The organism is Aquimarina algicola (assembly GCF_006443095.1).
Taxonomy (GTDB): domain Bacteria; phylum Bacteroidota; class Bacteroidia; order Flavobacteriales; family Flavobacteriaceae; genus Aquimarina; species Aquimarina algicola.
This window is the reverse complement of record NZ_VFWZ01000002.1, coordinates 1156305-1182358: the sequence shown is the minus strand read 5'-3', so window position 1 is coordinate 1182358 and position 26054 is coordinate 1156305. Positions and strand designations below refer to the sequence as shown.

Here is a 26054-nt window from a genome sequence, read left to right as displayed (position 1 = left end):
TATATTTCTTTTAGTAATTGTAAAAATAAAAGCTTATTTATATATGTTTTAAGGTAATATGATCATTGAAGTAAATAAGAATACTATGCTTGAGGTTATGTCCCATTTGTTCTAAAAAAATACCATATTCTCGTATCTGTCGAGCATGAGAATCTTTGTAATCGCCTGTTTTATAGTCGATTATTGTGGTGGTATTTTCTTTGTCTACTATTATTCGATCTGGTCTGAATACAACGCCATTTGCCATTATCTCTCTTTCATTATATATTTTGTTGTCGATAGCAAAATATTTATAAAGTTCAGGGTGATTAATAACATTACTGATGTCTTTTAAAAGGGTTTCTTTTTCTGTTGAAGTAATTTTTCCGATATGAAAAGCTTCATTAACGACAAAATTTATATCATCTTTCGTTTTTATAGAAGCCATGAGTTCATGAATCAAATTACCTTTTTCAATTGCATTTTGTTGAGTAGTATCCCAAAGCTTTCCAGAGTTTGTTGAAATATATACCTTATATTGATTTAGATAATTCTTACGTGTCGATAGTTGAATTACTTTTGATGATTCTTTTTCATTATTTTGAGAGGTACTACATTTTTTAGAGCTTCCAAACTCATATGTTGTGATTTCTGAATTCCATTTTCCTAGATACTCTAAATATGCAATGAGCTTGCCCGAGAACCTATTAGGGTTTTTCTCTTTTCTGGCGTTTAGCTTTACATTTGAAATAATATATAATTGTTCTTTGGCTCTTGTTAATACCACATAAAGAAGATTGATATTGTCTAATTCTAATTGAGATTGTCTCTGTAAAACGATTTCATTGCCGTGAGTGTTGTAGTCTGATATTTTTTTATTGTAGTTGATAAACGCTTCTTCAAAGTTATGATTATGGTCTTTGTTGATGGTAATCCATGTTTTTGGTTCTATTTCTTCATAAATATTTATGTCTGCATATGGATATATTACACAAGGGAATTCTAATCCTTTTGCTTTGTGTATCGTCATGATTTGTATAGCGTGCTCTGTTTTTGGAGCAACAATACTTAGTTTCTCTTTTTTGGTGTTCCAATATGAAAGAAAACCAGTTGTACTCTCTGTATGTTTTTGTGTAAAAGAAAATACGACGTCCAAAAAGAACTGTATATATGCTTTTGCATGATCAGCAAGACCAAAAGAAGAAATAATATATTCTACAGCATCATAAACAGGTTTTAATGTAAGTAGGTTGAAATTAAATGTGATCCCGTAACTTTTTAAAGCTATTGAAAATGATTCCTTCTTAGAGCTGGTCATCTCTTCAAGAAAACTATGTTTATCTTTGATATTAAAGCGATCTACTAAAAAATGCAGAATGTTGATTTTGGATAATAAATTTTCAGGATAGATATTCCAAGTCAATATATCAATGATAAATGCAACCTCTGGAGCGTTTTTTATTAATAATGTTTCTGAAGAAATAATAGAAATTCCTTTTTCAGTAAGATAGTCGGCGATAAATGCTCCTTCTTTTTGTTTCCTTACAATGATGCATATTTCATTGAGCTTATATCCTTTATTGCTTAAATCAAGAATAGAATGATATACTTTTTCAGGATACATTTCATTTTCTTGAGTAGTGTTTTTTGCTTCTATAAAAGAGATATTAACATACCCCCCAGTTTTTGAATTGGTTTCTTGTTGATTTCCTATTTTATATAATTCTTGATGCTGTAGATTGCTAAAATCATTTGATAGAAATGTAAAAAAGTCATTGTTGAATTTTATGACTTCTTCATGACTTCTATAGTTTTTAGGTAAATTAAGTGTTTGTTTTTCTTCTATAGAAAAAGGATTGTGTCCTGAAAACAAATTGATAAATTGCTCAGCTTTGCCGCCTCTCCACCTATAAATAGCTTGTTTGGCATCCCCAACAATAGTGATTTGACCTCTTTTACCACTCAGTGTTTCAGAAGATACCGCATTATCAACAAGAGGTATTATATTGTTCCATTGTAATTCTGAAGTGTCTTGAAATTCATCAATAAAATAATCTCGATAACGCTCTCCTAATCTTTCATAAATAAAGGGAGCAGGTTGGTTTTTTATTGCACTGCTTATAATAGTGTTGAATTCTGATATTAATAAAACCCTTCTCTCTTTTTTTATTGCAGCTAATTCTTGGTTAATGGTATTAAGTATAGAAAGAGGAGTTAGGTTTTTTATAATGTTTTGATAAAAATCGAGTTGTATGATCTCTTTCTTTGTTTCATTAAAAGCATATTCTATTTCATTACGAATCATATCAATAGATTGCTTTTTGGTTTGATCCAGGCTTTTGTTGTAAAAATCAGTAGTGGTTATGTCTTGCATCCACTTGGTCTTTGTGAAATCTATCTTTGTTTCTCCCTGAGCAAGTTTCTGAAAATGTTTTGGGATAGAGCCTCTGGTAAAGTCTGAAAAATCGATTCCTTGATTTTTAATGCGTGTAAGAGTGTTTTCTGATGTCGTTATTATTGTTTTTTTATTTTGATCTTTTTTTTGGATCAAACTTTTCTTTAAATTTTCAAAATCAATAATTTTTTTATCAGAAAGTTTGTCTAGATGTTTTTTGTCATTTTCGCTGAATAGTAATTTGGCAACTTTATTTAACTCTATAGAAATATCCCAGCTTTTATCCTCTTCGAGTTTACTTATTGCAAAGTCTATAATCAAAGAAGTAAGCTCTTTGTCTATGCCAATTTTAGCGATTACACTATCTACAGCTTCTTCAACCAGAGATTCAGAATCCATTTCAATTTCAAAATTCATAGGAATTCCAAGATCATATGCAAATGTTCTAATAACTCTATGTGTAAAAGTATCTATAGTTACAATATCGAAAGCAGCATAGTTGTGTAAAATGCTTTTTAGAATTTGATCAGCTTTGTGTTTTAATTTCTGTTCAGGGATTTTAGTTTCATTTATTAAATCGTCAAGTAATTCTTGGTAACTACTTAGAGTATTGGGCTGACTTAATCCTACAAGGCTTTCTATAACTCTTGTTTTCATTTCTGCGACTGCTTTGTTAGTAAAGGTAATCGCAAGGATATTTTTGTAACTATCTTTAAATTCTCCTTTTAGCAACGTAATGAGATAAGCTTTTACAAGAGTATATGTTTTGCCGGCTCCTGCAGCAGCATTATATATGGTAAAGGCGATAGTAGAGTTCAATTCTTTTTTTTACTAAAATACTAAAACAAGATGTTGTGTTGTTGCTATTATAAGGCAAATATAAAAGTCAACTACTTTTGGAGCAAGCTCACGAAGCATTTAAATCTCGTAAATCCTATTTAGATTTAATTAATATATAACAATCAGAAATTTTTATTCATCAGTACTAATTGTTAAATTTGGTGTCATTTATATTTTTACTCACATAAATAACGAAAATTATGTCATTTGAATTGCCAAAATTAAACTATGCCTTTGATGCATTAGAACCTCATATAGATGCACGTACCATGGAAATACACCATGACAAACATCATGCAGGATATACAAACAAACTAAATGCTGCAATAGAAGGGACCGATCTAGAAGGTAAAACAATAGAAAATATCCTTATCAATCTTGATATGTCTAATATGGCTGTTAGAAATAATGGTGGAGGGTATTATAATCACAGTCTGTTTTGGGAAGTAATGTCTCCAAATGGTGGAGGCACACCTACAGGAGAACTTGCAGAGGCTATAAATGCAGCGTTTGGTTCTTTTGATGCTTTTAAAGATGCATTTGCTAAAGCAGCAGCAACAAGATTTGGTTCTGGTTGGGCTTGGTTATGTGTTCAACAAGGAGGAAAGGTAGAAGTGTGTTCTACTCCAAATCAAGATAATCCATTAATGCCGAATACTGGCTGTGCAGGTACTCCGATTTTAGGATTAGATGTTTGGGAACATGCATATTATCTTAATTATCAGAATCGTCGTCCTGATTATATTTCTGCATTTTTTAGTGTAATAGATTGGAACGAAGTATCCAGCAGATACGCTCAAGGAAAATAAGACATATACTATAAGTAAATAAAATAGTTAAAACTGAGAAAGTCGTAATATGTTTATATTACGGCTTTTTTTATTTTCTAGACTTTTTGAATGAAGAGAAAGTATTATAAAATAAAAAAAGGTGGAGAATCCACCTTTTTTTGCCCCAAATCTACCATGAACTTAACCTACTTATGCTATGGCTCTGCTAATATAGAACCTTATTTCATTGTTAGAAAATGTTTTAGATGAAAGGTCAAAATACTTGTTGAACTACACAAATTAACTATTTTTAACAACGCGGTTTTTTAATTTTTTAGTATGCTCTTTCATCCCTACCTTCTACAAAGTTTATAAATGCCTTATTTACAACTCTGTTACCTCCTGGTGTAGGGTAGTCTCCGGTAAAATACCAATCTCCTAAATTTTTAGGACATGCGTTATGAAGGTTCTCTACGGTTTGATAAATAATCTTGATCGATGCATTTACCGATGTGTCACTTAACAATTCTGCAATTTTATCACTTATCTCTTGATCAGAAAATCCCTGATAGATTTCTTTGACAAAATTTTGAACTTCTTGATCTTCTAAATTTTCTTGTGCTTTACATTTTTTATACACCTCATTCACCAAGTCATAATTTCCGTTTTCTTTTAGAAGCTCTAGAGTAGCCTTAAATGCGATTAAACCTTCTAATCTTGCCATATCTATACCATAACAATCAGGATAACGTATTTGTGGAGCAGAAGAGACAATGATTATTTTTTTCGGTTGTAACCGATCCATCATTTTTATGATACTTTTCTTTAATGTTGTTCCTCTTACAATACTATCGTCAATAATGACTAAATTATCATCTTGTTTTACTACACCATAAGTTACATCATAAACGTGAGCTACAAGATCATCTCTACTGCTATCTTCTGTAATAAACGTGCGAAGCTTTGCGTCTTTTATTGCGATTTTTTCTGTTCGTAATCTATAGGATAAAATTTGAGACAGTCGCTCGTCTGTCAACGTTTCTTTTTCGGCAAGTATTGTTTCGTTTTTTTGTTTGTTTAACTCATCTTGAGCAGCTTCTACCATACCATAAAAAGAAGTTTCTGCGGTATTAGGTATAAAAGAAAACACGGTGTTAATAGTATCGTGTTTAATTTCTTCGAGAACCTGTGGCATGATTAATTTACCGAGGTTTTTTCGTTCCTGATAAATTTCTGCATCACTACCTCTTGAGAAATAGATACGCTCAAAAGAACAAGCTTTTCTCTCCAGAGGCTCAATGATTTTGTTAATTGAAGTAGTGCCGTTTTTCTTTACAATTATTGCTTTTCCCGGATCTAATTCTAAAACTTTTTCAAAAGGAACATCAAATACTGTTTGAATCACAGGTCTTTCTGAAGCAACTACTACAACTTCATCATCTTTATAATAATAAGCAGGTCTTATACCTGCAGGATCTCTTAACACAAAAGCATCACCATGACCAAGCATACCTGCCATTGCATATCCGCCATCCCAGTTTTTTGAAGATTTCTTGAGAATTTTAGCAACATTTAGCCGTTCTACAATTTCTGGAGAGGCATCAATTTTATTGTATCCTTCTTTTTTAAGTTTTTTGTAAAGTTTTGCAACTTCAGAATCTAAAAAGTGACCTATTTTTTCCATTACGGTAATAGTGTCGACCTTATCCTTAGGATGTTGCCCTAATCTAACAAGATTATCAAACAGAACATCATTATTGGTCATATTAAAATTACCGGCAACAATAAGGTTGCGATGCATCCAATTGTTTTGTCTCAAAAAAGGATGCACGCTTTCTACACTGTTTTTACCAAATGTACCATAGCGTACATGTCCAAGAAGTACTTCACCTACATAAGGTATGTTCTTTTTTTGTAGATCAACATTATCTGCATACTCAGGATGATTTACTAATTCGTTGTTTATTCTATCATTGATCTGAGAAAAAATATGTTGTATTGGTTGTGACTCACTGGATCGTATTCTACTGATGTATCGATCCCCAGGAGGAGTATCTAATTTGATACTTGCAAATCCTGCCCCGTCTTGACCACGATTATGTTGTTTTTCCATCATCAAGTACATTTTATTTACACCATAAAATGCACTTCCGTATTTTTCCTTATAATACTCTAATGGTTTTAATAGCCTTATAAATGCGATACCGCATTCATGTTTTAACGCATCACTCATTGTATTCCAAAAATTCTAAAAAGTTGTTGTGTTTGGTAAACCATAATAATCAAAAAAGCCTAAAAAATGTTTTAGGCGTTGTAATGTATAATTATGACAATTCTATTTCAAATTGTGTTAGTTCTTTAAATTGTTGTAACCTCTTTTGAACTTCTTCGCGATTTAAATTTTTCATGCGTTCTGTTCCAAATTTTTCGACAGAAAAAGAGGCGAGATTAGAGGCATGAATGATGGCTTTTTTCATATTCTCAAAAGAGATATCATTAGTTTTAGTAAGATAACCCGAAAATCCTCCTGCAAAAGTGTCTCCTGCTCCTGTAGGGTCAAAAACTTCTTCTAATGGTAATGCTGGTGCAAAAAATATTTGCTCGTTATGAAATAATAAAGCGCCATGTTCACCCTTTTTGATCACAATATATTTTGGACCCATTTTTTCAATAGCCCTAGCAGCCTTAACCAAAGAATATTCACCGCTTAGTTGCCTTGCTTCTTCATCATTAATTGTGATCACATCAACACGTGCAATTACTTTGCGGAGATCTTCTATAAAAGCATCTTCCATCCAGAAATTCATAGTGTCTAATATAGCAAGTTTTGGTTTTGTAGTAAGTTGATCAAGTACACTTAACTGAACCAAAGGATTTAAGTTGCCTAGCATAACAATATCGGCATCTTTATAATGATCTGGCACTGCAGGCTTGAAATCTGCCAAAACGTTAAGTTGTGTTTCTAAAGTGTCTCTTGAGTTTAGATCATTGTGGTATTTTCCACTCCAGAAAAAAGTTTTTCCTCCTTTTACGATTTCTATTGCAGAGATATCGATATTTCTTTCTTTAAATAGGTCAAAATATTCTAGAGGGAAGTCTTCCCCAACAACAGAAACAATCGCAGACGAAATATCAAAATTAGATGCAGAAAGGGCAATAAAAGGGGCAGCTCCTCCTAAGATTTTATCGGTTTTCCCAAAAGGGGTTTCAATGGCATCAAAGGCAACAGAGCCAACAATAAGTAATTTGCTCATAAAATAGCGGTATAAATTTTTTGCAAATATACGCTTTACTTTCAAGTAAATCTATCAAAAATAAAGTCTTATAAAACAAGGGTTAAGAATCTATATTTTCTAAAGTTTCTTTTAGGGTTCTAAATGTTTTAAAAGGCCCTGTAACCAAGAGTGCATTTGTGATAAAAGGTGGTAAAGTACCCTCTGGATTAATATAAAGTTGCTGGGTGATTTTTATTCCTTTCTCGTTTTCTTCGAGTAGCCAGTGCCCAGATAATTCTTGAATTCGTAGAGTGCTTTTTACTAACGGAATCTCTTTTGGAGCAGCGCTAATACATAATTTTATTTTATCGTCTGCAATTTGCTTTAGACTTAATTTTGAGACTACATCTCTGTTTTTTATCGGCCATGGAAAATTATTTCGAACATAAAAAATATATTCGTTGGCAGAGTTTACTTTTACCAAGTGACTTACACCTTCTTCACAATTCTTTGTATATGACGGAGCCTCTAATAATTCTTTTATGACTCCTTGCATAGAAGTATCTACATAGGTGGTAGCTTTGTATTCTTTGTATGGACTGTTTTCAAAGTTTCTTACCCAGATTTTTATTCCTTTATCGTCTTTGGCAAGTTTCCATTGAGATTGACTAAAACTTATTAGAGGAATTAACACACATAAAAAGGAGATTATTCTCATAGCAATAAGGTTTTTATGTTAAAATATATATTTTTTTAGTGGGTAAAAAGAGGCTTTTGCTTACTGTATAAAAAGTTAAAATATGTTAAATTTACATCCTTATAATCAACAACTTAGCGTATTTGTAAGTATTGCGAATAATTCGTTAAAGTTTCTAAATCCTTTAACTACTTTGTGGTTTTTGATTCAAAAAAATTATGTTCCTATTAAAATTTTGTTAAATTTGCAGCGAAACTAACACAAACTCAATTTTATTATGAAAAAAAGTAAGTTGGCTAGATTAGCTCTAGCTGCTTTGGTTTCGTTTTCACTAGCAAATTGTGAAAAGGATTCTGAAGAGGTATTTGAAAATAACCAAATTGGAAATGCCAAAAACGCTCATGTATGTATTGCAAAATGGGATGCTTCTTATGCAAAAGCATCCAGTGTCAAAGACAAACAATGGCAAACGGGTCAAACCATTCGTGTGAAATTTTTGAACGGAAACAATTTTGTTCAATCTAAAGTAAGGCAATACGCTACAGAATGGGAAAAATATGCAAACCTTAAATTTGAATGGGTTTCTTCTGGTAGTAGTGCTAATATTAAAATTGCCTTCAGAGAAGGTCAATATGCAGATGTAACCGGTTCATGGTCTTATTTAGGAACAGATTCTAATAGTTTTGATCATAGTATGCACTTTGGATGGTTTGATAATAATACTACCGATGAGGAGTTCAGAAGAACAACCATTCACGAATTTGGTCATGCTCTTGGATTAATTCATGAACACCAAAACCCTGTTGCAGGGATTAATTGGGATAAAGATGCTGTATATGAGTATTATGCAGGACCTCCTAATAATTGGTCGAGAGCACAGGTTGATAATAACCTTTTTAGACGTTACGAAGCAAATACCTCTAATTATAGTGTGTATGATCCATTATCAATTATGCACTATCCTATCCCAGCAGAACATACTCTTGATAGAGTTGCTGTAGGAAGAAATACTCGTCTATCAGAAACAGATAAAACTTTTATTGGTACAATATATCCTTTCCCTGATACTGGTGGAGATATTTGTGATGGTGTAGCACCTTATAATGGAAGTAGATCTTATTCTGTAGGTGATCAAGTGACATATCAAGGGTCATTATACCAAAGAACTACAAGTGGATGGACGAACCTTGGAGAATGTGGAGCTACAAGTAATGATCCATGTGATGGTGTAGCACCTTATAATGGAAGTAGATCTTATTCTGTAGGTGACCAAGTAACATATCAAGGATCGTTATATCAAAGAACTGCAAGTGGATGGACCAATCTTGGCCCTTGCGGTAGTTAATTAAAAATATACATATTGCTTAATTGTATTAGATTAAGTGAAACTATAAAAATACCCTGAAAGAAATTTCAGGGTATTTTTGTTTATACTATTGTTGGTGTGTGCTCTTTTATTTTCTGCCAAAATCTGCAGGGATTTCGCCCCATGCTTTGGTTTCCCACTTCACAATTTTGGTTGTGTATGTGTTTTCTTTTAACCATAGTATGGCACGGTCTACTAAATCAAACATTTCTTTATTTTTGGATGTTCTCTTTAGTTTTGTTTTGCAGGTTTTTTGTTTTACCCATCCTATTGCGATTTTAGAATCAGAGTAAATAATACGGTCACTTTTTTTCTTTTTCAGATATGCCAAACCATGTACTAGAGCTAAAAACTCTCCTATATTGTTTGTGCCTTGTATAAAAGGTCCTTGGTGAAAAAGTTGTTTGTGGGTTTGTGTGTCTACACCGCGATATTCCATTTTGCCTGGGTTGCCACTAGAAGCAGCATCTACGGCTATAGAATATAAATTAGGTTCTCCGATTTTTGCCAATTCTTCTGGAGATATTGTTTTTTTGGTCTTGGCTTTGCCTTTGTAGTCGTCATAATTTCCATTATATGCTTTTTTGGCTATATCAAAAGAATCAAAGGACTTATATTTTGCACTGGCATAACCCTTAACTGCTGCTTTGCAATCTTCCCATTTTGTATAAATACCAGGTCTGTGACCTTCCCAAACTACATAAAACTTTTCTTTTTTTGCCATTATTCTAAGATTATTGTCTGTTGACAGGCGATTTTATATTTCGATATTTTGCGTTAGGGATAGCAACGAAAATCCCGCAGTATTGGTCATCTTGAGTTTTCGAAAGATAAAGCAATACGAGGAATTGTAGTGAATAGCCCGCTCGAACGCCCTAATAAGATTTGTTTTTAATTGTTTTCAATCACTTTTCTTAAGCCGAGCACTTTTTCTATAACGATAGGGAAGTACTTATATTCTAGTTGATGAATTGCTTTGGCGACATCTTCTGGAGCGTCATTTTGGGTGATTGGAGTTTTTTCTTGAAAAATAATAGCGCCTTCATCATAGTTTTCATTAACATAGTGTATGGTAATACCACTCTCTTTTTCTTTATTTCTCACAACTGCTTCATGAACATGATGCCCATACATACCTTTTCCTCCATATTTAGGTAACAAAGCAGGATGTATATTGATCACTTTTTCGGGAAACACACTTATAATCTTTTCTGGGAATTTCCATAAGAAACCGGCAAGAACAATAAGATCAGGTTGTGCATCTTTGAGAACATTAAGGACATCATTGGTATCATAGAATGATTCTCTATCAAAGTGTAAGGCTCTTACGCCCAAATTATGAGCTCTTTTTAAAACTTTGGCACGCAAATTATTGGAGAATACATGAGTAACTTCTGCGGTTTTTTGCTTTTGAAAATGAGTGATAATATTTTCGGCATTAGTTCCTGAACCTGAAGCAAAAATTATAATACGTTTCATAATTTGATAGAATTACCAGCTTAATTAAACACAAAAAAAGGAATAATTATTTATTTTTAGCGCTCAAAACGCCAAGACTTCGCTATATTTGATAAAATACAAATACATTTTTGCGGGATTATGGGGTTTTAAAATAAAGTTTTTTATTTTTGCCACCTAATTAAAAAATTAAAATTAAACATTATGTCAGACATTGCATCAAGAGTAAAAGCGATAATCGTTGACAAATTAGGAGTAGACGAAAACGAAGTAGTAAGCGAAGCTAGTTTCACAAATGATCTAGGTGCTGATTCGTTAGATACCGTAGAATTGATTATGGAGTTCGAAAAAGAATTCGATATTCAAATTCCAGATGACCAGGCTGAAAATATCGCAACAGTTGGTCAAGCAATATCTTATATTGAAGACGCAAAGTAATAACTTCACAACAACATAATGAATCTTAAGCGAGTTGTAGTCACAGGTCTGGGTGCATTAACACCTATCGGAAACAATATTAATGAATATTGGGAAGGTTTGGTTAATGGAAAGAGCGGAAGCGCTCCAATTACTTATTTTGACACCGAAAACTTTAAGACTAAATTTGCTTGTGAAGTCAAGAATTACAATCCAACAGATTTTTTTGATAGAAAAGAAGCACGTAAACTCGATAAATTTGCGCAGTATGCTATAGTTTCTTCTGAAGAAGCTATAAAAGATGCAGCTATCGACCTTGAGAAGGTAGATAAATTTAGAGTAGGTGTGATCTGGGGAGCAGGAATCGGAGGTTTAGAAACTTTTCAGGAAGAAGTAATAGGATACGCAAGTGGTAATGGTACCCCTCGTTTTAATCCGTTTTTCATTCCAAAAATGATAGCCGACATTGCACCAGGACACATTTCTATCAGAAACGGTTTTATGGGACCCAATTATACTACAGTTTCTGCTTGCGCTTCTTCTGCAAATGCTATGATCGATGCTTTAAACTATATACGTTTGGGACATTGTGATATTATCGTGACAGGAGGTAGTGAAGCAGCAGTTACAATAGCCGGTATGGGAGGGTTTAATGCGATGCATGCCTTATCTACAAGAAATGACAGCCCAGAAACAGCTTCTAGACCCTTTGATGCAACCAGAGATGGTTTTGTACTTGGAGAAGGAGGTGGAGCTTTAATTCTTGAAGAATATGAACATGCAAAAGCGCGTGGTGCAAAAATTTATGCCGAAATAGTTGGTGGTGGAATGTCTAGTGATGCATATCATATGACAGCACCGCATCCAGACGGTATAGGTGTAGAACGTGTAATGCTTAATTGTTTGAGAGATGCAGGCGTATCCCCAGAACAAGTAGACGCTATAAATACACATGGTACTTCTACTCCATTAGGAGACGTAGCAGAGTTAAAAGCGATAACTAAAGTTTTTGGAGATCATTCATCTGACATCAATATTAATTCAACAAAATCTATGACTGGCCACCTACTTGGTGCGGCGGGAGCTATAGAGGCTATTGCTTCTATACTTGCTATGCAAAATAGCATGGTTCCGCCAACAATCAATCATTCTGTGGCAGATGAAAACATAGATTCTTCTTTGAATTTGACCTTAAACAAAGCACAAAAACGTGAGATCACATACGCAATGAGTAATACCTTTGGTTTTGGAGGTCATAATGCTTGTGTGTTATTTAAAAAATTAGATGAATAATGAATGTTATTCGCAACATATTAAATTCCCGCTCTGAAAAGAACGGGAATTTTTTTTCTAAAATTCAAAAAATCCTTGGTTTTAAGCCAAAAAGTATTGGTCCTTATGAAAAAGCCTTTACACACCGTTCCCTTAATTTAAAAGACAATAAAGGAAACGCTATTAATTATGAACGGCTGGAATTTTTGGGAGATGCAATGCTAAGCAGTGTCATTGCAGCCCATTTATTTAAAGAAGTTCCTGAAGGAAATGAAGGATATCTTACCAAAATGAGGGCTAAGGTTGTAAGTAGAAAACATCTAAATGAACTTGGCAAAGACCTAAAACTAATAGAATTAGTAAGGACGAATATTCCTAAAACTCAGTTCGGAATCAATATTCATGGTAATTTATTTGAAGCCCTTATAGGTGCTATATATTTGGATCGTGGTTTTCCTTATTGTGAGCGATTTATAAGAGAGGCGGTGATCAACCCTTATGTCGATATAGAAAGTCTCGAAGGTCAGATAATAAGTTATAAAAGCCTTTTGATCGAGTGGTGCCAAAAAGAGAAAAAAGCATTTAATTACGAAGTTTATGAAGATACCGGCAAAGACGAAATGAAACATTTTGCTGTTAAACTTTGGATTGATGAAAAAGTAGTAGCCAAAGCTCGTGCAACTTCAAAGAAAAAAGCAGAGGAAAAAGCATCCAAAAGAGCATATTTTGCATTTCAGTCTAAAATTAGCACTACAAATTGATTAAATGTCAAAATTGAATATAAAATGTTCAATAAAAGCTATTGAATACTAAATTTATATTTAATTAAGATAAAAGATACTAACTCAATCGTTTTCGATAAATATCTTTATGTTTTATTAAACTGGTTGGGTGAATTTATTTGTATATTTCGCGTTAGTTTTAACTAAAAAAGTGAAGTGTGGCTGTTCAGCGGTTAGTATTAGACTCCATTACCGATGATGATTATGAACTTATTGCAATCCATTGTTCATTACCCTCATATCGATTAGCTTTTTTATTAAATAAACATTTGGATTTAAGACTTTTTAGAAAAAAAGAAGATATACACTTTAAGTACGATCATGTCTTGGCGAGTTTTCCATTATATGAGTATGATGACCACTTTCAGTATAATACTTATAATCTTTTAAGCAATAAATTTCAATCTAAAATAGAATACCCAAAACAAGCATCTATAGACTTATTTGCTACAGAAGAAGATAGGTATATTGTAAAATATATTATTCCGGAATTAAAAAAAGTAGACTATTTTTTAAAAATACAAGCAGAAACATCCAGTTTTTCAAGCAAATCTCTACTTAGTAAAATGCTTTTAATTCCACAAATTCTAACAGCTTATCAAGTCGCTTATGCAAAACTTAAATCAAAGAACAACTTAATATTCGAATAATGCCAAAACGTAAAAGAACTAAAATAGTCGCTACCCTTGGTCCGGCAACAAGTAGTAAAGAGGTATTAAAAAAAATGCTGGAAGCAGGTGTAAATGTTTTCAGGATCAATTTCTCACATGCTAATTATCCAGATGTAAAAGAGCGTATCAAAATGATACGAACACTCAGCGATAAATATGGGTATAATGCTGCAATTTTGGCTGATTTACAAGGTCCTAAGCTTAGAGTAGGTGTTATGAAAGGAGATATTATCGTGAGTAAAGGAGATAGTATAAATTTTGTAACAGGAGAACCATTTGAAGGTACTAGCGAAAAAGTATATATGAATTATGATAATTTTCCTAAAGATGTAAAAGCCGGAGAACGTATACTTCTTGATGATGGAAAATTAATATTTGAAGTAGTTTCTTCAAATAAAAAGGATACTGTAAAAACTAAAGTGATACAAGGAGGTCCTTTGAAGTCTAAAAAAGGAGTCAACCTACCAAATACAAATATTTCGTTACCTGCTTTGACAGAGAAAGATGTTAAAGATGCAATTTTTGCCTGTAAGCAAGAAGTAGACTGGATAGCGTTATCATTTGTTCGTAACTCAGAAGATCTTATCGAATTACAAGATTTAATTAAGAAAAATAGTGATCATAAAATCCCTATCGTTGCCAAGATAGAAAAACCCGAAGGTGTAAAAAATATCGATAAAATTGTAGCATATTGTGATGGATTGATGGTTGCCAGAGGAGATTTGGGAGTAGAAATCCCCGCACAAGAAGTTCCTCTAATTCAAAAAAATCTTGTTTTGAAAGCTAAAACAGCTAGAATTCCTGTGATTATTGCCACACAAATGATGGAGACTATGATCGATAGCCTTACTCCAACAAGGGCAGAGGTTAATGATGTTGCAAATTCTGTGATGGATGGTGCTGATGCTGTGATGTTATCAGGAGAAACATCGGTGGGTAAATACCCTGTTCAGGTTATCGAAACCATGACTAAGATTATTAAGAGTGTAGAGCGATCAGAATTGATAACAGTACCTCAAAACCCACCGCATATTAGAACCAATCGGTTTATTACAAAATCTATCTGCTATCATGCTGCCCATATGGCAAATGAAATAGAAGCAAAAGCCATTTGTACATTGACGAATAGTGGGTATACAGCTTTTCAAATTTCTGCATGGAGACCTGATGCACATATTTTGGTTTATACGAGTAATAAAAGAATATTATCTCAACTTAATTTATTATGGGGTGTAAAAGCGTTTTTCTATGATAAATTTGTGAGTACTGATGAGACTGTAGAAGATATTAATAAGATTGCCAAAGAGAGTGGTTTTGTAGAAGAGGGTGATATGCTTATCAATCTTGCTGCTATGCCAATTGTGGCAAAAGGAATGGTAAATACTTTGAGAGTATCTCAAATTTAAAAACATAACTTTTAATCAAAACTTGAATTTATAGATATCTATAAATTCAAGTTTTTTATATCATGCTGTTTTATTTAAAAAAATAGCTTCAAGATTTTCTATTGTTACCGGTTTGATTAAGTAGTCGGTTACAGATTGTATACTTTTTGCTCTTTCTATGTCTACAGGGTTTATAGAAGAACTAACGATATATACGGTAATGACTTTGCCAAGCTTATTTTTGATACCAGTAAATTTTTCTAGAAACTCCCATCCATCCATCACAGGCATGTTTAAGTCCAAAAATATAATTTCAGGAATTTTATTTTTATCTAAATTGTTTAATATAGCTTCAAAATAATCTAGAGCCGCCATACCATTTTCGAATACCATCAAATTATTGCAAAGGTTTTTTGCCTCTACAATACGTTTTACAAGATTGACATACATATTATCATCATCTATGATGCATGCTAGTCCAATTTTATCACCCATTTGTTTAGTTATTGTTGTGTTAGTTGTTTGTGTTAAAATTCAATAATAAATGTCGTGCCTTTGTCTACTTCGCTTTCTACTGTGATTTTTCCATTTAGAGATTCAACCTGGTTTTTAGTTAAAAATAGTCCGATACCAACAGCATCTTCGTTATAATGAAATGTCTTATACATTCCAAAAATTTTATCCTTAAATAGTTTCATATCTATACCTCGACCGTTGTCAGAAAATGTTAGGTATTTTTTATTGTTGGCTATATATGTTTTTATTGTTATTACCGGATCTCTTTCTTGATGTTTATACTTTATGGCGTTAGTAATTAGATTTAATAAAATGCTTTCTAAGTAAGCCGGTATATATTCTATTTGTAAAAGCTCATCAAAATCTGAAAGAATTTGAGTTTTGCTTGTAGTAATCATTTGCCCTATACTATTAGTAACTAGATGCAGAGAGTCTTGAAACTTTATGGTTTTCTTCTTTTGATCTTTATTACTGTGTATTGCTACAATCTCATTAAGATGTTCTATGGTGATATTAAGGCTATGTGATATTTGCTTAATTTCTTTGATCAAATTAATTTTTTCTTCGGGGCTTTCTATACCTTCAATAAGTTGAACTAGTAGTGATAAATTACTGGTATGAGACCTTAAATTATGAGATACAATATGTGCAAAATTGAATAACCTAGAGTTTTGCGACGCTATGATATCAATGGATCTTTGTAGTCTTAGTTCTTTCTTTTTAACCTCATCTATATCTTGAAAAACTCCTCTGATACCTATTATATCTTTATTTTCGTTATAAACAGGTTTTCCGATAGCTCTAACCCAGAATACTCTTTTGTTAGCAGTTACCATTTTTATTTCTGTATTAAATGGTGTTCCTGCCATAGTGCAATTAAAGAAAAGGTCGGCTGCTTGCTGTCTGCAATCTTCGGCATAGTAACTGGCAGAATCTTTTAAAGAGGGGATATAGTCATCTGGGTATTCTAAAATACGTTTGGTTTCAAAATCCCAAAAGCTCTTTTTTTTGAGAAAATCTACATACCAGCTCCCGGTTGCGGTCATCTGGGCTGTTTCTTTGTAGTAAAAATTGTCTTTTGCAATATCTTGCTCTGGTTCTAATTTTATTTCGAAGAAAAAAACCAGATTAATCTCGGATTTTATATTTACAGGAAGCTCATCATTTGTTGCACATCTAAAGAGTTTATAATCACCTTCTTTGGTCATTATTTTTACATGCTGTTTAAAGTTTATAGCGTTGCGGCGATAATTTAAAAAATTATCTCTGAATGTTTCTACATCTTCTTGATGTAATAGCTTTTCAAAAAAGAAATCTATTGAAGGGGCTAATTCCTGATCTTTATATCCTAAACTTGTATAGAATTTTTGAGACCATAACTCTCTTTCAGGATCATTATATAGCTCCCAATACCCGGCATCGAAGTCTCGTAAAACATTATTAAAAAGCTCATTTTGAAGCATTATAGAATTTGGTCATCATTATTAATAGTAACAAGATAAGAATTTATTACTTATTTTCTTCGATTCTGTCGAGTCTGATTGATAAAGCCTTTGTAGAAATCTGTACTTCAATAAAAGAAAGGAAAAGAGAGATCATTAATAAAAAAAGACTAATACCAAAAATGAGATTAGCCCATGAGTCTTGTTCTATATATAATAAAAACATGGTAATAACACTAGTAAGAAAACTTGCTATAGCTATGGCTTGCATATTTCTAATCAACCATAATCGTTTTCTCAAATTATTGATCTGTAATACTGTATTTTTTGACCGAGATGCCAGATATTCATTGTGTAATTGACGAATAAGTGCGGCAATAGCAAGATACCTTGCATTATAAGCAAGCATAGTCAATGATATTGCCGGAAACAGCAATGCAGGAATACTCATGGTAAGTGTCATATATTATTGTTTTGTATCTTCTTCAAATAAATATAATATTCTATACCCTATGTTGTACCAGAAAAACAATAATTTTGATACCCAAATCAAAAAACCTCCATATTAATTATTAATATGAAGGTTTATGCATTTACACTTCATTTTTTTGAGAAGTGAACTAATACTGTTATTCCGGGATATTATAAAGCGCAGTAATCTCTTTGTAAGACATAGTACTATGATCTATGGACGATTTTGCAACACCACCGGGAATGATTACATATCTATAATCATCAAAAAGATCAAAATCATTACTGTTACCACCTATTACCAAGCCCAATACTCGTATTCGACCATTGGACACAACGAACGTGTATAACTGCTCAATGGATCGACGCTCGAAGGGTAAAGGTACTACCTCTGATCCAAAAGAAAAAAATATATTGTCTCCTCTACCATACACCATAACTACGCTTGTGTCTAGATCTACTCCCAAATCAGTAATCTCTTGTGGAGTTGCCAAAGTAAAAAGCCTTTGATTTGCGCCTCCTCCAGTACTAAACCCATTAGGAATCCAATCTGAGTAAATCACATTGGCTGTTCCCGGATCTCCTTGATCACCTTGAGCGCCAACATCGCCTTGTTGTCCAGTTTCTCCCTGTAGTCCTTGTTCTCCTTGTGGCCCAATTGCACCATCTTCTCCATCGGAGCAAGAAAAGATAGCTGTAGATAATACTATAATCGCTGTATGTCTAATTAAATTTTTCATCACTTTCATTGTAAAAATATTTTTAAAAGTTATTGACACAAACATAGATACGTGAAGAAATACAGATGTCCAGAAAGTTTGAATTTCAAAGTATTTGGACTTTTTTTAAGGGGTTTGCCTATATTGCTTGGGTGATACACCCGTATGTTTTTTGAAGGCGGTATAAAAAGTTGATTTAGAATTAAACCCAGACTCAAGACCGATAGAAATAATAGTGTATTGGGTAAATTTAGGATCTTTTAATTTATGTTTAGCATCTTCTATTCTAAAACTATTTACATAATCTGAGAAATTACCTCCACTTAATTTATTTACTAATTGAGAAAGATAATTACTACTAATATTAAGTTTTTTTGAAATGCGTTCCAAACTTAGATTAGAGTCTCGGTATATTTTTGCTTCTTTCATCAAAAAAGTTAACTCTTTAAAATAAACATTATCATTAGTAATATGAGAAGTGTTTTTTGTATTAAGCTGTGTAAGTTTTTTCTCAAGCAGTTTTGCAATAAGCTGAAATAACTGAATATCTTTTTCTTTGAAAAAATCTTTTTGAGAATGTTCAGAATCTAAAACACCAAATATTTTTTGGTTTAGATATATAGGAACTGCTAATTCTGATCTTCTGGTTTGATCATCCATAATGTATCGACCATCTTTGGAAACATCATTTATACACTCATACTTACCTGTTAATGCTACATTGCCTACTATGCCTTTGCCAATAGGAATTTGTATTGGGCTTAGAATTTTGCGCTCACCATCATTTTTGTTCCCAAAAGCTGCTTTTTGAATCAGCATTTGGTTTGCATTGATGTAATAAATAACACAATCTTCTAATTGTAGTTGACCGATACAGTTTTCACAAATATCCCATAAAACATCATCCATGTTGTTTTTATCAAATAAAGAAGTAGCAAAATAGCTAAGTATACCGGTTACCTCTGTAGGGTTCTGATAAATGTACTTTAGCTCTTCTTCTGCAAATATTTGATGAAGACCTGCTATTCTGAATTTTTCTATAGCATTTTGAACCTGTTGATTTTCTAGACTTTGCTCTTCATTAATTTTATGAATGTGTTTATTACCATGATATAAAAAGGTGAAATAAAAGATAATATATAGAATCCAATAAGGATAGTAGGGAAAATGGCCACTAATATCAGGTCGTATAAAAAACAGTATAACAGTCAGTAACCAAAGGACATTGAAAACGATAAAAGTAAAAACTAAACCTTTGATCCATTTTGTACTTTCTTTTACTTGAAGAAATGAATATGACCCCATCGCATTTTCATAACGTCTAATGATAAGATAGTTCCAGATGCTTATAATAATACTAAAAACTAAGGCTGAGTTTTCATCGATTTCAGTATGAATAATGGTAACTACTTTTCTGGTAATCCAAGGATATTCTAATACAACATTGACTTTTAATAAAGTATACAAAGCAAAAAATGTAATGAAAGGAATAAACAAATACACTCTGTTTTTGTGATAAATATGTTCTTTCTTTAAATAATAACAGATAAATGCTGTAAAATATATTGGTGTTAAATATTGAAAAGGGAGAAAGAAAATGACAATCCAAGGATATAATTTTACAATCTTGAAATCAAACATCAATACCATTATAATGACCAAAGCAGAGGTCATCAAAAACGCATAGAAATAATGTAGTATTCTATTTTTTTTCGAATTTTTTAAGATGTTCCATAAGCTCAACAAGAATAAAATGAAACATCCTAAAAATATAGTAACATTAAATAAATTTACTTTCATTTTGGGAAAGATTACCCTTAAGATCTACTAAGTGCTTATCTGTAACGAACTTACTAAATCTTAATTAAATAGGTAAATACTTCCTAAAAATAAAAAACTACTTAATCATAAAAGATGTCTTTGTATCTTCTTTTTGATTAGAAATAACAACCTTGTATTCTCCTACAGGTAGGTAATACTTTCCATTTTTTTGTTGACTAATTTCTTCATCAGGAAACTCTTTTTGTAAGTTTTTGGTTCCTTTTTCTGTCATGGTTAAATCATAATTAATATAATTAAGACCTTTATCAGCAGCAATAGAGAGTTCGTTTAATTTTTTGCCTTCGGGTGTGGTTATGGTAACTGTAAACTCTTCGGGCTTGGAGGTATAAAATTGTATTGATACAGAAGGCTCATCTGGTGCAAGCCATTTACTCCAAGATACTCCCCATTTTTCTGACCATTTTACAGGTGATATTTCAAAAACATGAATTGATTTATTTAAGATCGTATCATCAAGTAATTGTAATGGTCTAATATTGGTTTTGTAAATACTTCTTCCATGAGTACCTATCAATAAGTCGTTGGCTTCTGGCTGAATTACAAGATCGTGTATTGCAACATTAGGTAACCCTTTTGAGAATGCTTGCCAATTTTTACCTCTGTCTAATGTGATATATGTTCCATTATCAGTACCCAGATATAGTACATTCTGATTTTTTGGGTCTTCTTTTATCACATTGATAGAAGAAGCAGGTAAATTACTGCCAATATTTGTCCAGTTTTTACCATAATCGTCACTTACATATACATAAGGTGTAAAATCGTCCCATCGATAACCATTTAAAGTGACATATACCCTTTCTTTTTTATGTGAAGATGAAATCACTCTTGACACCCACAAATCCTTTGGTAATCCTTGTGAGATATCTGTCCAGCTTCCTCCTGAGTTTTGAGTTACGTATATCAAACCATCATCACTACCCGTATATATCAATCCAAATTGAGAAGGAGATTCTGAAATTGTGGTGAGCGTACCATATGCTACATTTCCTTTTTTACCGCCATTTGTTAGATCTTTAGAAATAGCAGTCCAATCTTCTCCTTGATTCATAGATCGCATTAATTTATTACCTCCCAAATACAAGATATCTTGATTATGTGGAGATAATAGAATAGGGGTTTGCCAATTAAATCGATATGGAGATTCACCTAATTCATGCTTAGGTTGAATGTATGTTTGTTTTTTTTCTGCACGATTCAATCTAAAATAATTACCAAATTGAAATCCTGTATATACGATGTTTGCATCTCTTTTGTCAATTTGTACTTGCATACCATCACCTCCCATGATACTTTTCCATGAATAGTGGCCTGTTTGATGCCAGGCTTCATCTTCTTTAGCATTATGAGGTCCTATCCACACACCATTATCTTGTAAGCCTCCATATACGTTGTAAGGCGTTTGATGGTCAACATTTATATAATAAAACTGACCTACACTTGGTTGGTTGGCTTTTAACCAATTTTCACCATCATCGTAAGAAATATTTACCCCTCCATCATTACCATTAATAAGGTGATTTGGGTTTTCTGGATTAATCCATAGTGCGTGATGATCTGCATGAACATTTTTTCCATTTATACTTATAAAAGTTTTACCAGCATCTTTAGATTTTAAAACAGGAACTCCAGATATGTAAATATGATCTTTGTTTGCAGGACTCACTTGTATTTGCGCAAAATAGTATCCATAACTATAAAAAATATCATCTAAAAAATCAGCATGTGTTTTTTTCCATGATTTTCCTCCATCATCGCTCCTATATACTTGTGCACCAATTACAGGTGTATCAAATAACATGGCATTGGCATCTTCTAGATATTTTGCAAGATCTATAGGTTCTACCGTACCTCCTCTTACTAATTGCTTAAGATTATCAGCTCTATATTTTTCTTGAAACCCATTGGTTTTTAAAAAAGCATTCAGTTTTTTGTCTTCTAGTTTTAGAAATGCTTCTACAGACATAGTTTTGAAGTCTTCTTTGGTAAGAGCTGTTGTATTTTTTTTATCGGTATTTTGATTTCGTCTTGCCTGATTATCATGTACGGCATACAAAGTATTCTCATCATAAACAGCAAGTCCGATTCTTCCTACGCCATCTCCAGTAGGAAATCCACTGCTTTCATTTGTTACTTTCGTCCATGTATTTCCGGCATCGGTACTCTTATAAATTCCAGAACCTTTTCCACTTCCTCTAAAATTCCACGCTTTACGATCCTTATCCCAAGTCGAAGCATACATAATATTAAAGTTTTTGGGAGCATAAGCGATATCGATACATCCTGTTTGATCATCAACAAATAATGTTTTTTGCCATGTAGCTCCTCCATCAATAGTTTTATAAACACCTCTTTCTTGATTTACTGAATATAGATGACCTAGCACACCAACGATGACTTCTTGAGGGTTGTTGGGATTGATAATAATTCTACCAATATGATGAGAGTCAAATAACCCAGTATTTGTCCAGGTTTTACCTTTGTCAGTAGATTTAAGAATACCAATACCTGCGTAAGAAGATCGAGAAGAGTTATTTTCTCCTGTTCCAACCCACAAAATATCATTTTTCCAATCTATAGCAATATCTCCTATATTTATGGTAGATGCATTATCAAGAATAGATTTAAAAGTAGTACCGTTATTTGTAGTATACCACAACCCACCAGATGCATAGGCTACATAAAATTCTGCACTATTGTCAGGATTAACATCAACGTCGACAACTCTACCACTCATTACAGAAGGACCAATATTGATAAAAGGAACATTTTTTACAAGAGAAATGGCTTCCATTTGCGCTTTTTCTTGTAAACCTTTTTGTATGGTTGCAGCATTACTTGAGGGATTTTGAGAACAGATTAGAGAAGTGTAAAATAAAAGTAATGCCAGTATTGAGATTTTCATGTTGAAGAATATTTACAAGGAATCAAAAAAAGAATACGTAATATACTACAAATAGTATATATAAATTTGTGTATTAGTCTAGTGAAACCTTACTTTTTTAAGAATTATAATTTAGGCTGAAAGTATATATTGTTAAATCACTGTCAAAATTTTTAGATATTGTTTAACAACTTTGTTATATAGAGAAATTAGAAAAACGTTTCTATACATTTTTCAGCCTTTTTTAAAGCTATATGAATCTATTATTAATCTTATCTATTTATCTCGAGCTTCCTTTTCAAAAAACTTAAACTACATATTATTATGGTCATGCACATAATAATGAGAGTATGCGAAGTATTTTTGATAGTTCCTCCAAAATAATCTACAACAGGAATCACATTTATATTAGCATAGGTTACAAAAAAGAAAAATACCTCAAACAATTTTTTTCCCTTGGTTATTATCCCTAAGAATATGGCTATGCTTACGATTAGAAATGCTCCAAGTGCTATTGAAAGTATCTCTAGAACGCTCATTTCTATCGCATATCTAAACAAAAGAGGAGCGGCTAAAAAAAGCATCAGACAGCATCCTGCAATAATTTGCGAAGTCAAAACTCTTTGCAAAGGCCGAAACGAAGAAGAGATAAAATAAAAAGTATGGTTTTGTATTTCTTTGGATGTGATATCTGATAATCGATGTACTTGCAAAAACCATAAAATAGGTAAGATAAATTGATGAGCAGTCTTTATATTCAAAGTTGTTAATAAAACTATTCCGGTACCATTGATCAACCAAAGCCATAATGACCCTTTTCTTATCAAGAGTAAAATTTCTGTTTTAATTAGAGGAAGCATACTCAATTTTGTATGAGGTATCGGTAGTGTAGATAAAATGATTTCTTTTGGGGTATGCTCAATATGTCTACTCTTTGTTCGCTTTTTGGGTAATGAATATTCCCTTACAGTAAATCTATGAAAGATTGGAGATAGTATTATAATCAATAATATCCCTAAGATCATCCATAACAATCGACTACTCATAAAAACCAAAGAAAATTCAACTCCATTAAATTTAAATTTTTTTGCTTGTATCGTATTTGCTAATACATAACCAATAGTCATATCTGTATCTGCTTTTTCTACAGGTAAAATACTACGTACCGTTTCTTCCATTTGATGGATTACAATTTTACTTCCTAGCAAATCATATGCATATTCGATTTCTTTTTGAGGAGAATACAATAGCAAAAATGAGAACATAAAGAAGAACATTATATTTTGAATGATAGAGTATTTACCTAATAAAACTTCGAAAACAACACCTAAAACAGCAATAAAGAAGACAGAAGGAATGGTAATAATAATGTAGGGATATATAAATTGAGCAAGCTCAAAATCAAACCCATCATTATATAAAAAGAACAGAACAAGACTCATTACAAAAATGATGAAAACTATCGTTAGTAATACTAAAAAATTACTCAGAGTTTTAGACAATAAATATGTGAAGTTTTTAATTTTGGTCGAAGCAATTATTTGCCCAACTTTAGTATTGAGGTCTTTTTTTATACTATTATTTACAAGGTAAAACCCTAATAGAGATAAAAAAATACTCGTCATTATCGCAGTAACGTATCCAAACCAGGCCGAATTATAGTATCCCACATGCTCACCTATTCTAATCGTAGAATAATTGGCGTTTGGTTCTGGTACAAATGTGTAAGAAATAGCCGTAGTGATATATAATATGATCAAAAAAGAATAACTTCTTATACGTATTATATAATCTAGTAGTATTACGTTTAAAAATGGTTTCATGATTAGGTGTGCTTTATGATTTAGTTAGGTGTAAATATGCATCTTCAAGAAGGGCTTTTTTTTGTATCGATCCCTCAACGGGGTTTTCTGAAAAGTAACGAACGGTTATGCTTCCTTGGCTTCGAGTTGCACTAAGCACAAATTGATCATGTTTAAAATCTGAAAATCTGGAACTATCTATGCTTACTTCAAATATTTTTCCCGTTACTTCCTTAATGATGTATTGTAAATCTCCTTTCGCCAGTAATGCCCCCTTTTTCATGATGGCCACCTGGTCAGCTATCACATCAATATCCGAAACGATATGTGAAGACAAAATAACGATACGACTAGTTGCCAGATCAGAAATTAAATTTCTAAATCGCACTCGTTCTTCGGGATCCAGACCCACGGTAGGTTCGTCAAAAATGATGATTTTGGGGTCATTCAATAACGCTTGTGCGATACCCACGCGTTGTTTCATCCCACCAGAATAGCTCCCAATAGGTTTATTAGCAGCATGTAAAAGATTTAACCCGTCTAATAATTCTGTTATTCTGGTTTTTAGGGCATTTCCACCTACTCCCTTAATTGCTGCTATGTAAGTTAAAAATTCAAAGGCATTTAGATTAGGGTATACTCCAAAATCTTGTGGTAAAAATCCTAGTTGCCCGCGCATGTAATTTGCGTCTTTTATAATATTGTTTTTGTTTAGTAGAATGATGCCATTGGTGGGTTTGTGTATAGTAGCAATTATTTTCATCAATGTTGATTTTCCGGCTCCATTTGGTCCCAGAAGTCCTAAGATCCCATTCTCGATCGTTAAAGAGAAATCTTGAAGAGCCTGTTTTTTTCTTCCGTAGTGTTTTGATACATTTTTAATTTCTAGTTTCATTATTTTACTTTTATTATGAAGTTTATTTTGATCGTATTGTACTTTCTGTGGAGCTTTATGTTATACTCTCAACAGTTCAAAAATGTTTGAGATATATCAAAAAATCAAAGAAGAATGACCAACAGATTCTCAATGAGGATAACCTTACAAAACTGCTCTTATCATCAATACATGACCGTTTAGATCACAACAATCTCCCTTGATCACAAAAAAGTGTTATTTTATATGTTAAACCT

21 protein-coding genes are annotated in these 26054 nt (G+C 32.5%); 7 read left to right on the top strand and 14 right to left on the bottom strand.

Going from position 1 to position 26054, the window contains the following annotated elements:
- Window positions 1–37: 37 nt before the first annotated feature.
- Window positions 38–3193 carry a UvrD-helicase domain-containing protein gene (locus FHK87_RS09290; protein WP_140592399.1) on the bottom strand — a complete coding sequence of 1052 codons (3156 nt, stop codon included), beginning with the start codon at window positions 3191–3193 and terminating at the stop codon, window positions 38–40.
- A 221-nt stretch (window positions 3194–3414) separates the two neighbouring features.
- On the opposite strand from FHK87_RS09290, the gene FHK87_RS09285 reads away from it, so the two are divergent.
- The gene (locus tag FHK87_RS09285; RefSeq protein ID WP_140592398.1) at window positions 3415–4023 is read left to right on the top strand and encodes a superoxide dismutase; all 609 of its coding nucleotides are present in this window, start codon (window positions 3415–3417) and stop codon (window positions 4021–4023) included.
- A gap of 295 nt (window positions 4024–4318) precedes the next feature.
- On the opposite strand, the gene FHK87_RS09280 is transcribed toward FHK87_RS09285, so the two are convergent.
- From FHK87_RS09280 to FHK87_RS09270, 3 genes are all read right to left on the bottom strand, one after another.
- Complete coding sequence (locus tag FHK87_RS09280) at window positions 4319–6217, bottom strand: amidophosphoribosyltransferase (RefSeq protein ID WP_140592397.1); 1899 nt, start codon at window positions 6215–6217, stop codon at window positions 4319–4321.
- 91 nt (window positions 6218–6308) lie between these two features.
- The gene (locus tag FHK87_RS09275; RefSeq protein ID WP_140592396.1) at window positions 6309–7238 is read right to left on the bottom strand and encodes a PfkB family carbohydrate kinase; all 930 of its coding nucleotides are present in this window, start codon (window positions 7236–7238) and stop codon (window positions 6309–6311) included.
- Between the two features lie 82 nt (window positions 7239–7320).
- Window positions 7321–7917 carry an START domain-containing protein gene (locus FHK87_RS09270; RefSeq protein WP_140592395.1) on the bottom strand — a complete coding sequence of 199 codons (597 nt, stop codon included), beginning with the start codon at window positions 7915–7917 and terminating at the stop codon, window positions 7321–7323.
- 256 nt (window positions 7918–8173) lie between these two features.
- Between FHK87_RS09270 and FHK87_RS09265 the strand changes: the two genes are divergently transcribed.
- Window positions 8174–9241, top strand: a complete 1068-nt coding sequence (locus FHK87_RS09265; protein ID WP_140592394.1) for a matrixin family metalloprotease — start codon at window positions 8174–8176, stop codon at window positions 9239–9241.
- Between the two features lie 109 nt (window positions 9242–9350).
- Here FHK87_RS09265 and FHK87_RS09260 read toward each other — a convergent pair whose 3' ends face one another.
- Together FHK87_RS09260 and purN are read right to left on the bottom strand one after the other, a co-directional pair.
- The gene (locus tag FHK87_RS09260; RefSeq protein WP_140592393.1) at window positions 9351–9986 is read right to left on the bottom strand and encodes a ribonuclease H1 domain-containing protein; all 636 of its coding nucleotides are present in this window, start codon (window positions 9984–9986) and stop codon (window positions 9351–9353) included.
- Between the two features lie 167 nt (window positions 9987–10153).
- On the bottom strand, window positions 10154–10741 hold the full coding sequence (purN, locus tag FHK87_RS09255; protein WP_140592392.1) for a phosphoribosylglycinamide formyltransferase: 588 nt from the start codon (window positions 10739–10741) through the stop codon (window positions 10154–10156).
- A 183-nt stretch (window positions 10742–10924) separates the two neighbouring features.
- On the opposite strand from purN, the gene FHK87_RS09250 reads away from it, so the two are divergent.
- The 5 genes from FHK87_RS09250 (at window position 10925) to pyk (ending at window position 15268) form a co-directional block, all read left to right on the top strand.
- Window positions 10925–11158, top strand: a complete 234-nt coding sequence (locus FHK87_RS09250; protein ID WP_025742158.1) for an acyl carrier protein — start codon at window positions 10925–10927, stop codon at window positions 11156–11158.
- A gap of 18 nt (window positions 11159–11176) precedes the next feature.
- Window positions 11177–12430 (top strand): beta-ketoacyl-ACP synthase II, encoded by a 1254-nt coding sequence (gene fabF / locus FHK87_RS09245; RefSeq protein WP_140592391.1) that lies wholly within the window; start codon window positions 11177–11179, stop codon window positions 12428–12430.
- A complete protein-coding gene (rnc, locus tag FHK87_RS09240) occupies window positions 12430–13170 on the top strand; it encodes a ribonuclease III (protein WP_140592390.1) in 741 nt (246 codons plus the stop codon). Before fabF ends, rnc begins: the two co-directional genes overlap by 1 nt.
- 179 nt (window positions 13171–13349) lie before the next feature.
- Window positions 13350–13841 (top strand): IPExxxVDY family protein, encoded by a 492-nt coding sequence (locus FHK87_RS09235; protein ID WP_140592389.1) that lies wholly within the window; start codon window positions 13350–13352, stop codon window positions 13839–13841.
- A complete protein-coding gene (gene pyk / locus FHK87_RS09230) occupies window positions 13841–15268 on the top strand; it encodes a pyruvate kinase (protein ID WP_140592388.1) in 1428 nt (475 codons plus the stop codon). Before FHK87_RS09235 ends, pyk begins: the two co-directional genes overlap by 1 nt.
- A 60-nt stretch (window positions 15269–15328) precedes the next feature.
- On the opposite strand, the gene FHK87_RS09225 is transcribed toward pyk, so the two are convergent.
- From FHK87_RS09225 to FHK87_RS09190, 8 genes are all read right to left on the bottom strand, one after another.
- Complete coding sequence (locus tag FHK87_RS09225; RefSeq protein WP_140592387.1) at window positions 15329–15742, bottom strand: response regulator; 414 nt, start codon at window positions 15740–15742, stop codon at window positions 15329–15331.
- A gap of 32 nt (window positions 15743–15774) precedes the next feature.
- Window positions 15775–17226 (bottom strand): sensor histidine kinase, encoded by a 1452-nt coding sequence (locus FHK87_RS09220; RefSeq protein ID WP_140592386.1) that lies wholly within the window; start codon window positions 17224–17226, stop codon window positions 15775–15777.
- Window positions 17227–17272: 46 nt separating this feature from the next.
- Window positions 17273–17668 (bottom strand): DUF2721 domain-containing protein, encoded by a 396-nt coding sequence (locus tag FHK87_RS09215; RefSeq protein WP_140592385.1) that lies wholly within the window; start codon window positions 17666–17668, stop codon window positions 17273–17275.
- Window positions 17669–17834: 166 nt separating this feature from the next.
- On the bottom strand, window positions 17835–18416 hold the full coding sequence (locus tag FHK87_RS26165) for a collagen-like protein (RefSeq protein ID WP_226294164.1): 582 nt from the start codon (window positions 18414–18416) through the stop codon (window positions 17835–17837).
- 105 nt (window positions 18417–18521) lie between these two features.
- Window positions 18522–19892, bottom strand: coding sequence for a helix-turn-helix domain-containing protein (locus tag FHK87_RS09205; RefSeq protein WP_226294163.1), 1371 nt, complete (start codon window positions 19890–19892; stop codon window positions 18522–18524).
- Between the two features lie 400 nt (window positions 19893–20292).
- A complete protein-coding gene (locus FHK87_RS09200; protein ID WP_140592383.1) occupies window positions 20293–23142 on the bottom strand; it encodes a VPS10 domain-containing protein in 2850 nt (949 codons plus the stop codon).
- Window positions 23143–23393: 251 nt separating this feature from the next.
- Window positions 23394–24944 carry a hypothetical protein gene (locus FHK87_RS09195; RefSeq protein ID WP_140592382.1) on the bottom strand — a complete coding sequence of 517 codons (1551 nt, stop codon included), beginning with the start codon at window positions 24942–24944 and terminating at the stop codon, window positions 23394–23396.
- A gap of 13 nt (window positions 24945–24957) precedes the next feature.
- A complete protein-coding gene (locus tag FHK87_RS09190; protein WP_140592381.1) occupies window positions 24958–25818 on the bottom strand; it encodes an ABC transporter ATP-binding protein in 861 nt (286 codons plus the stop codon).
- Between the last annotated feature and the right edge of the window lie 236 nt (window positions 25819–26054).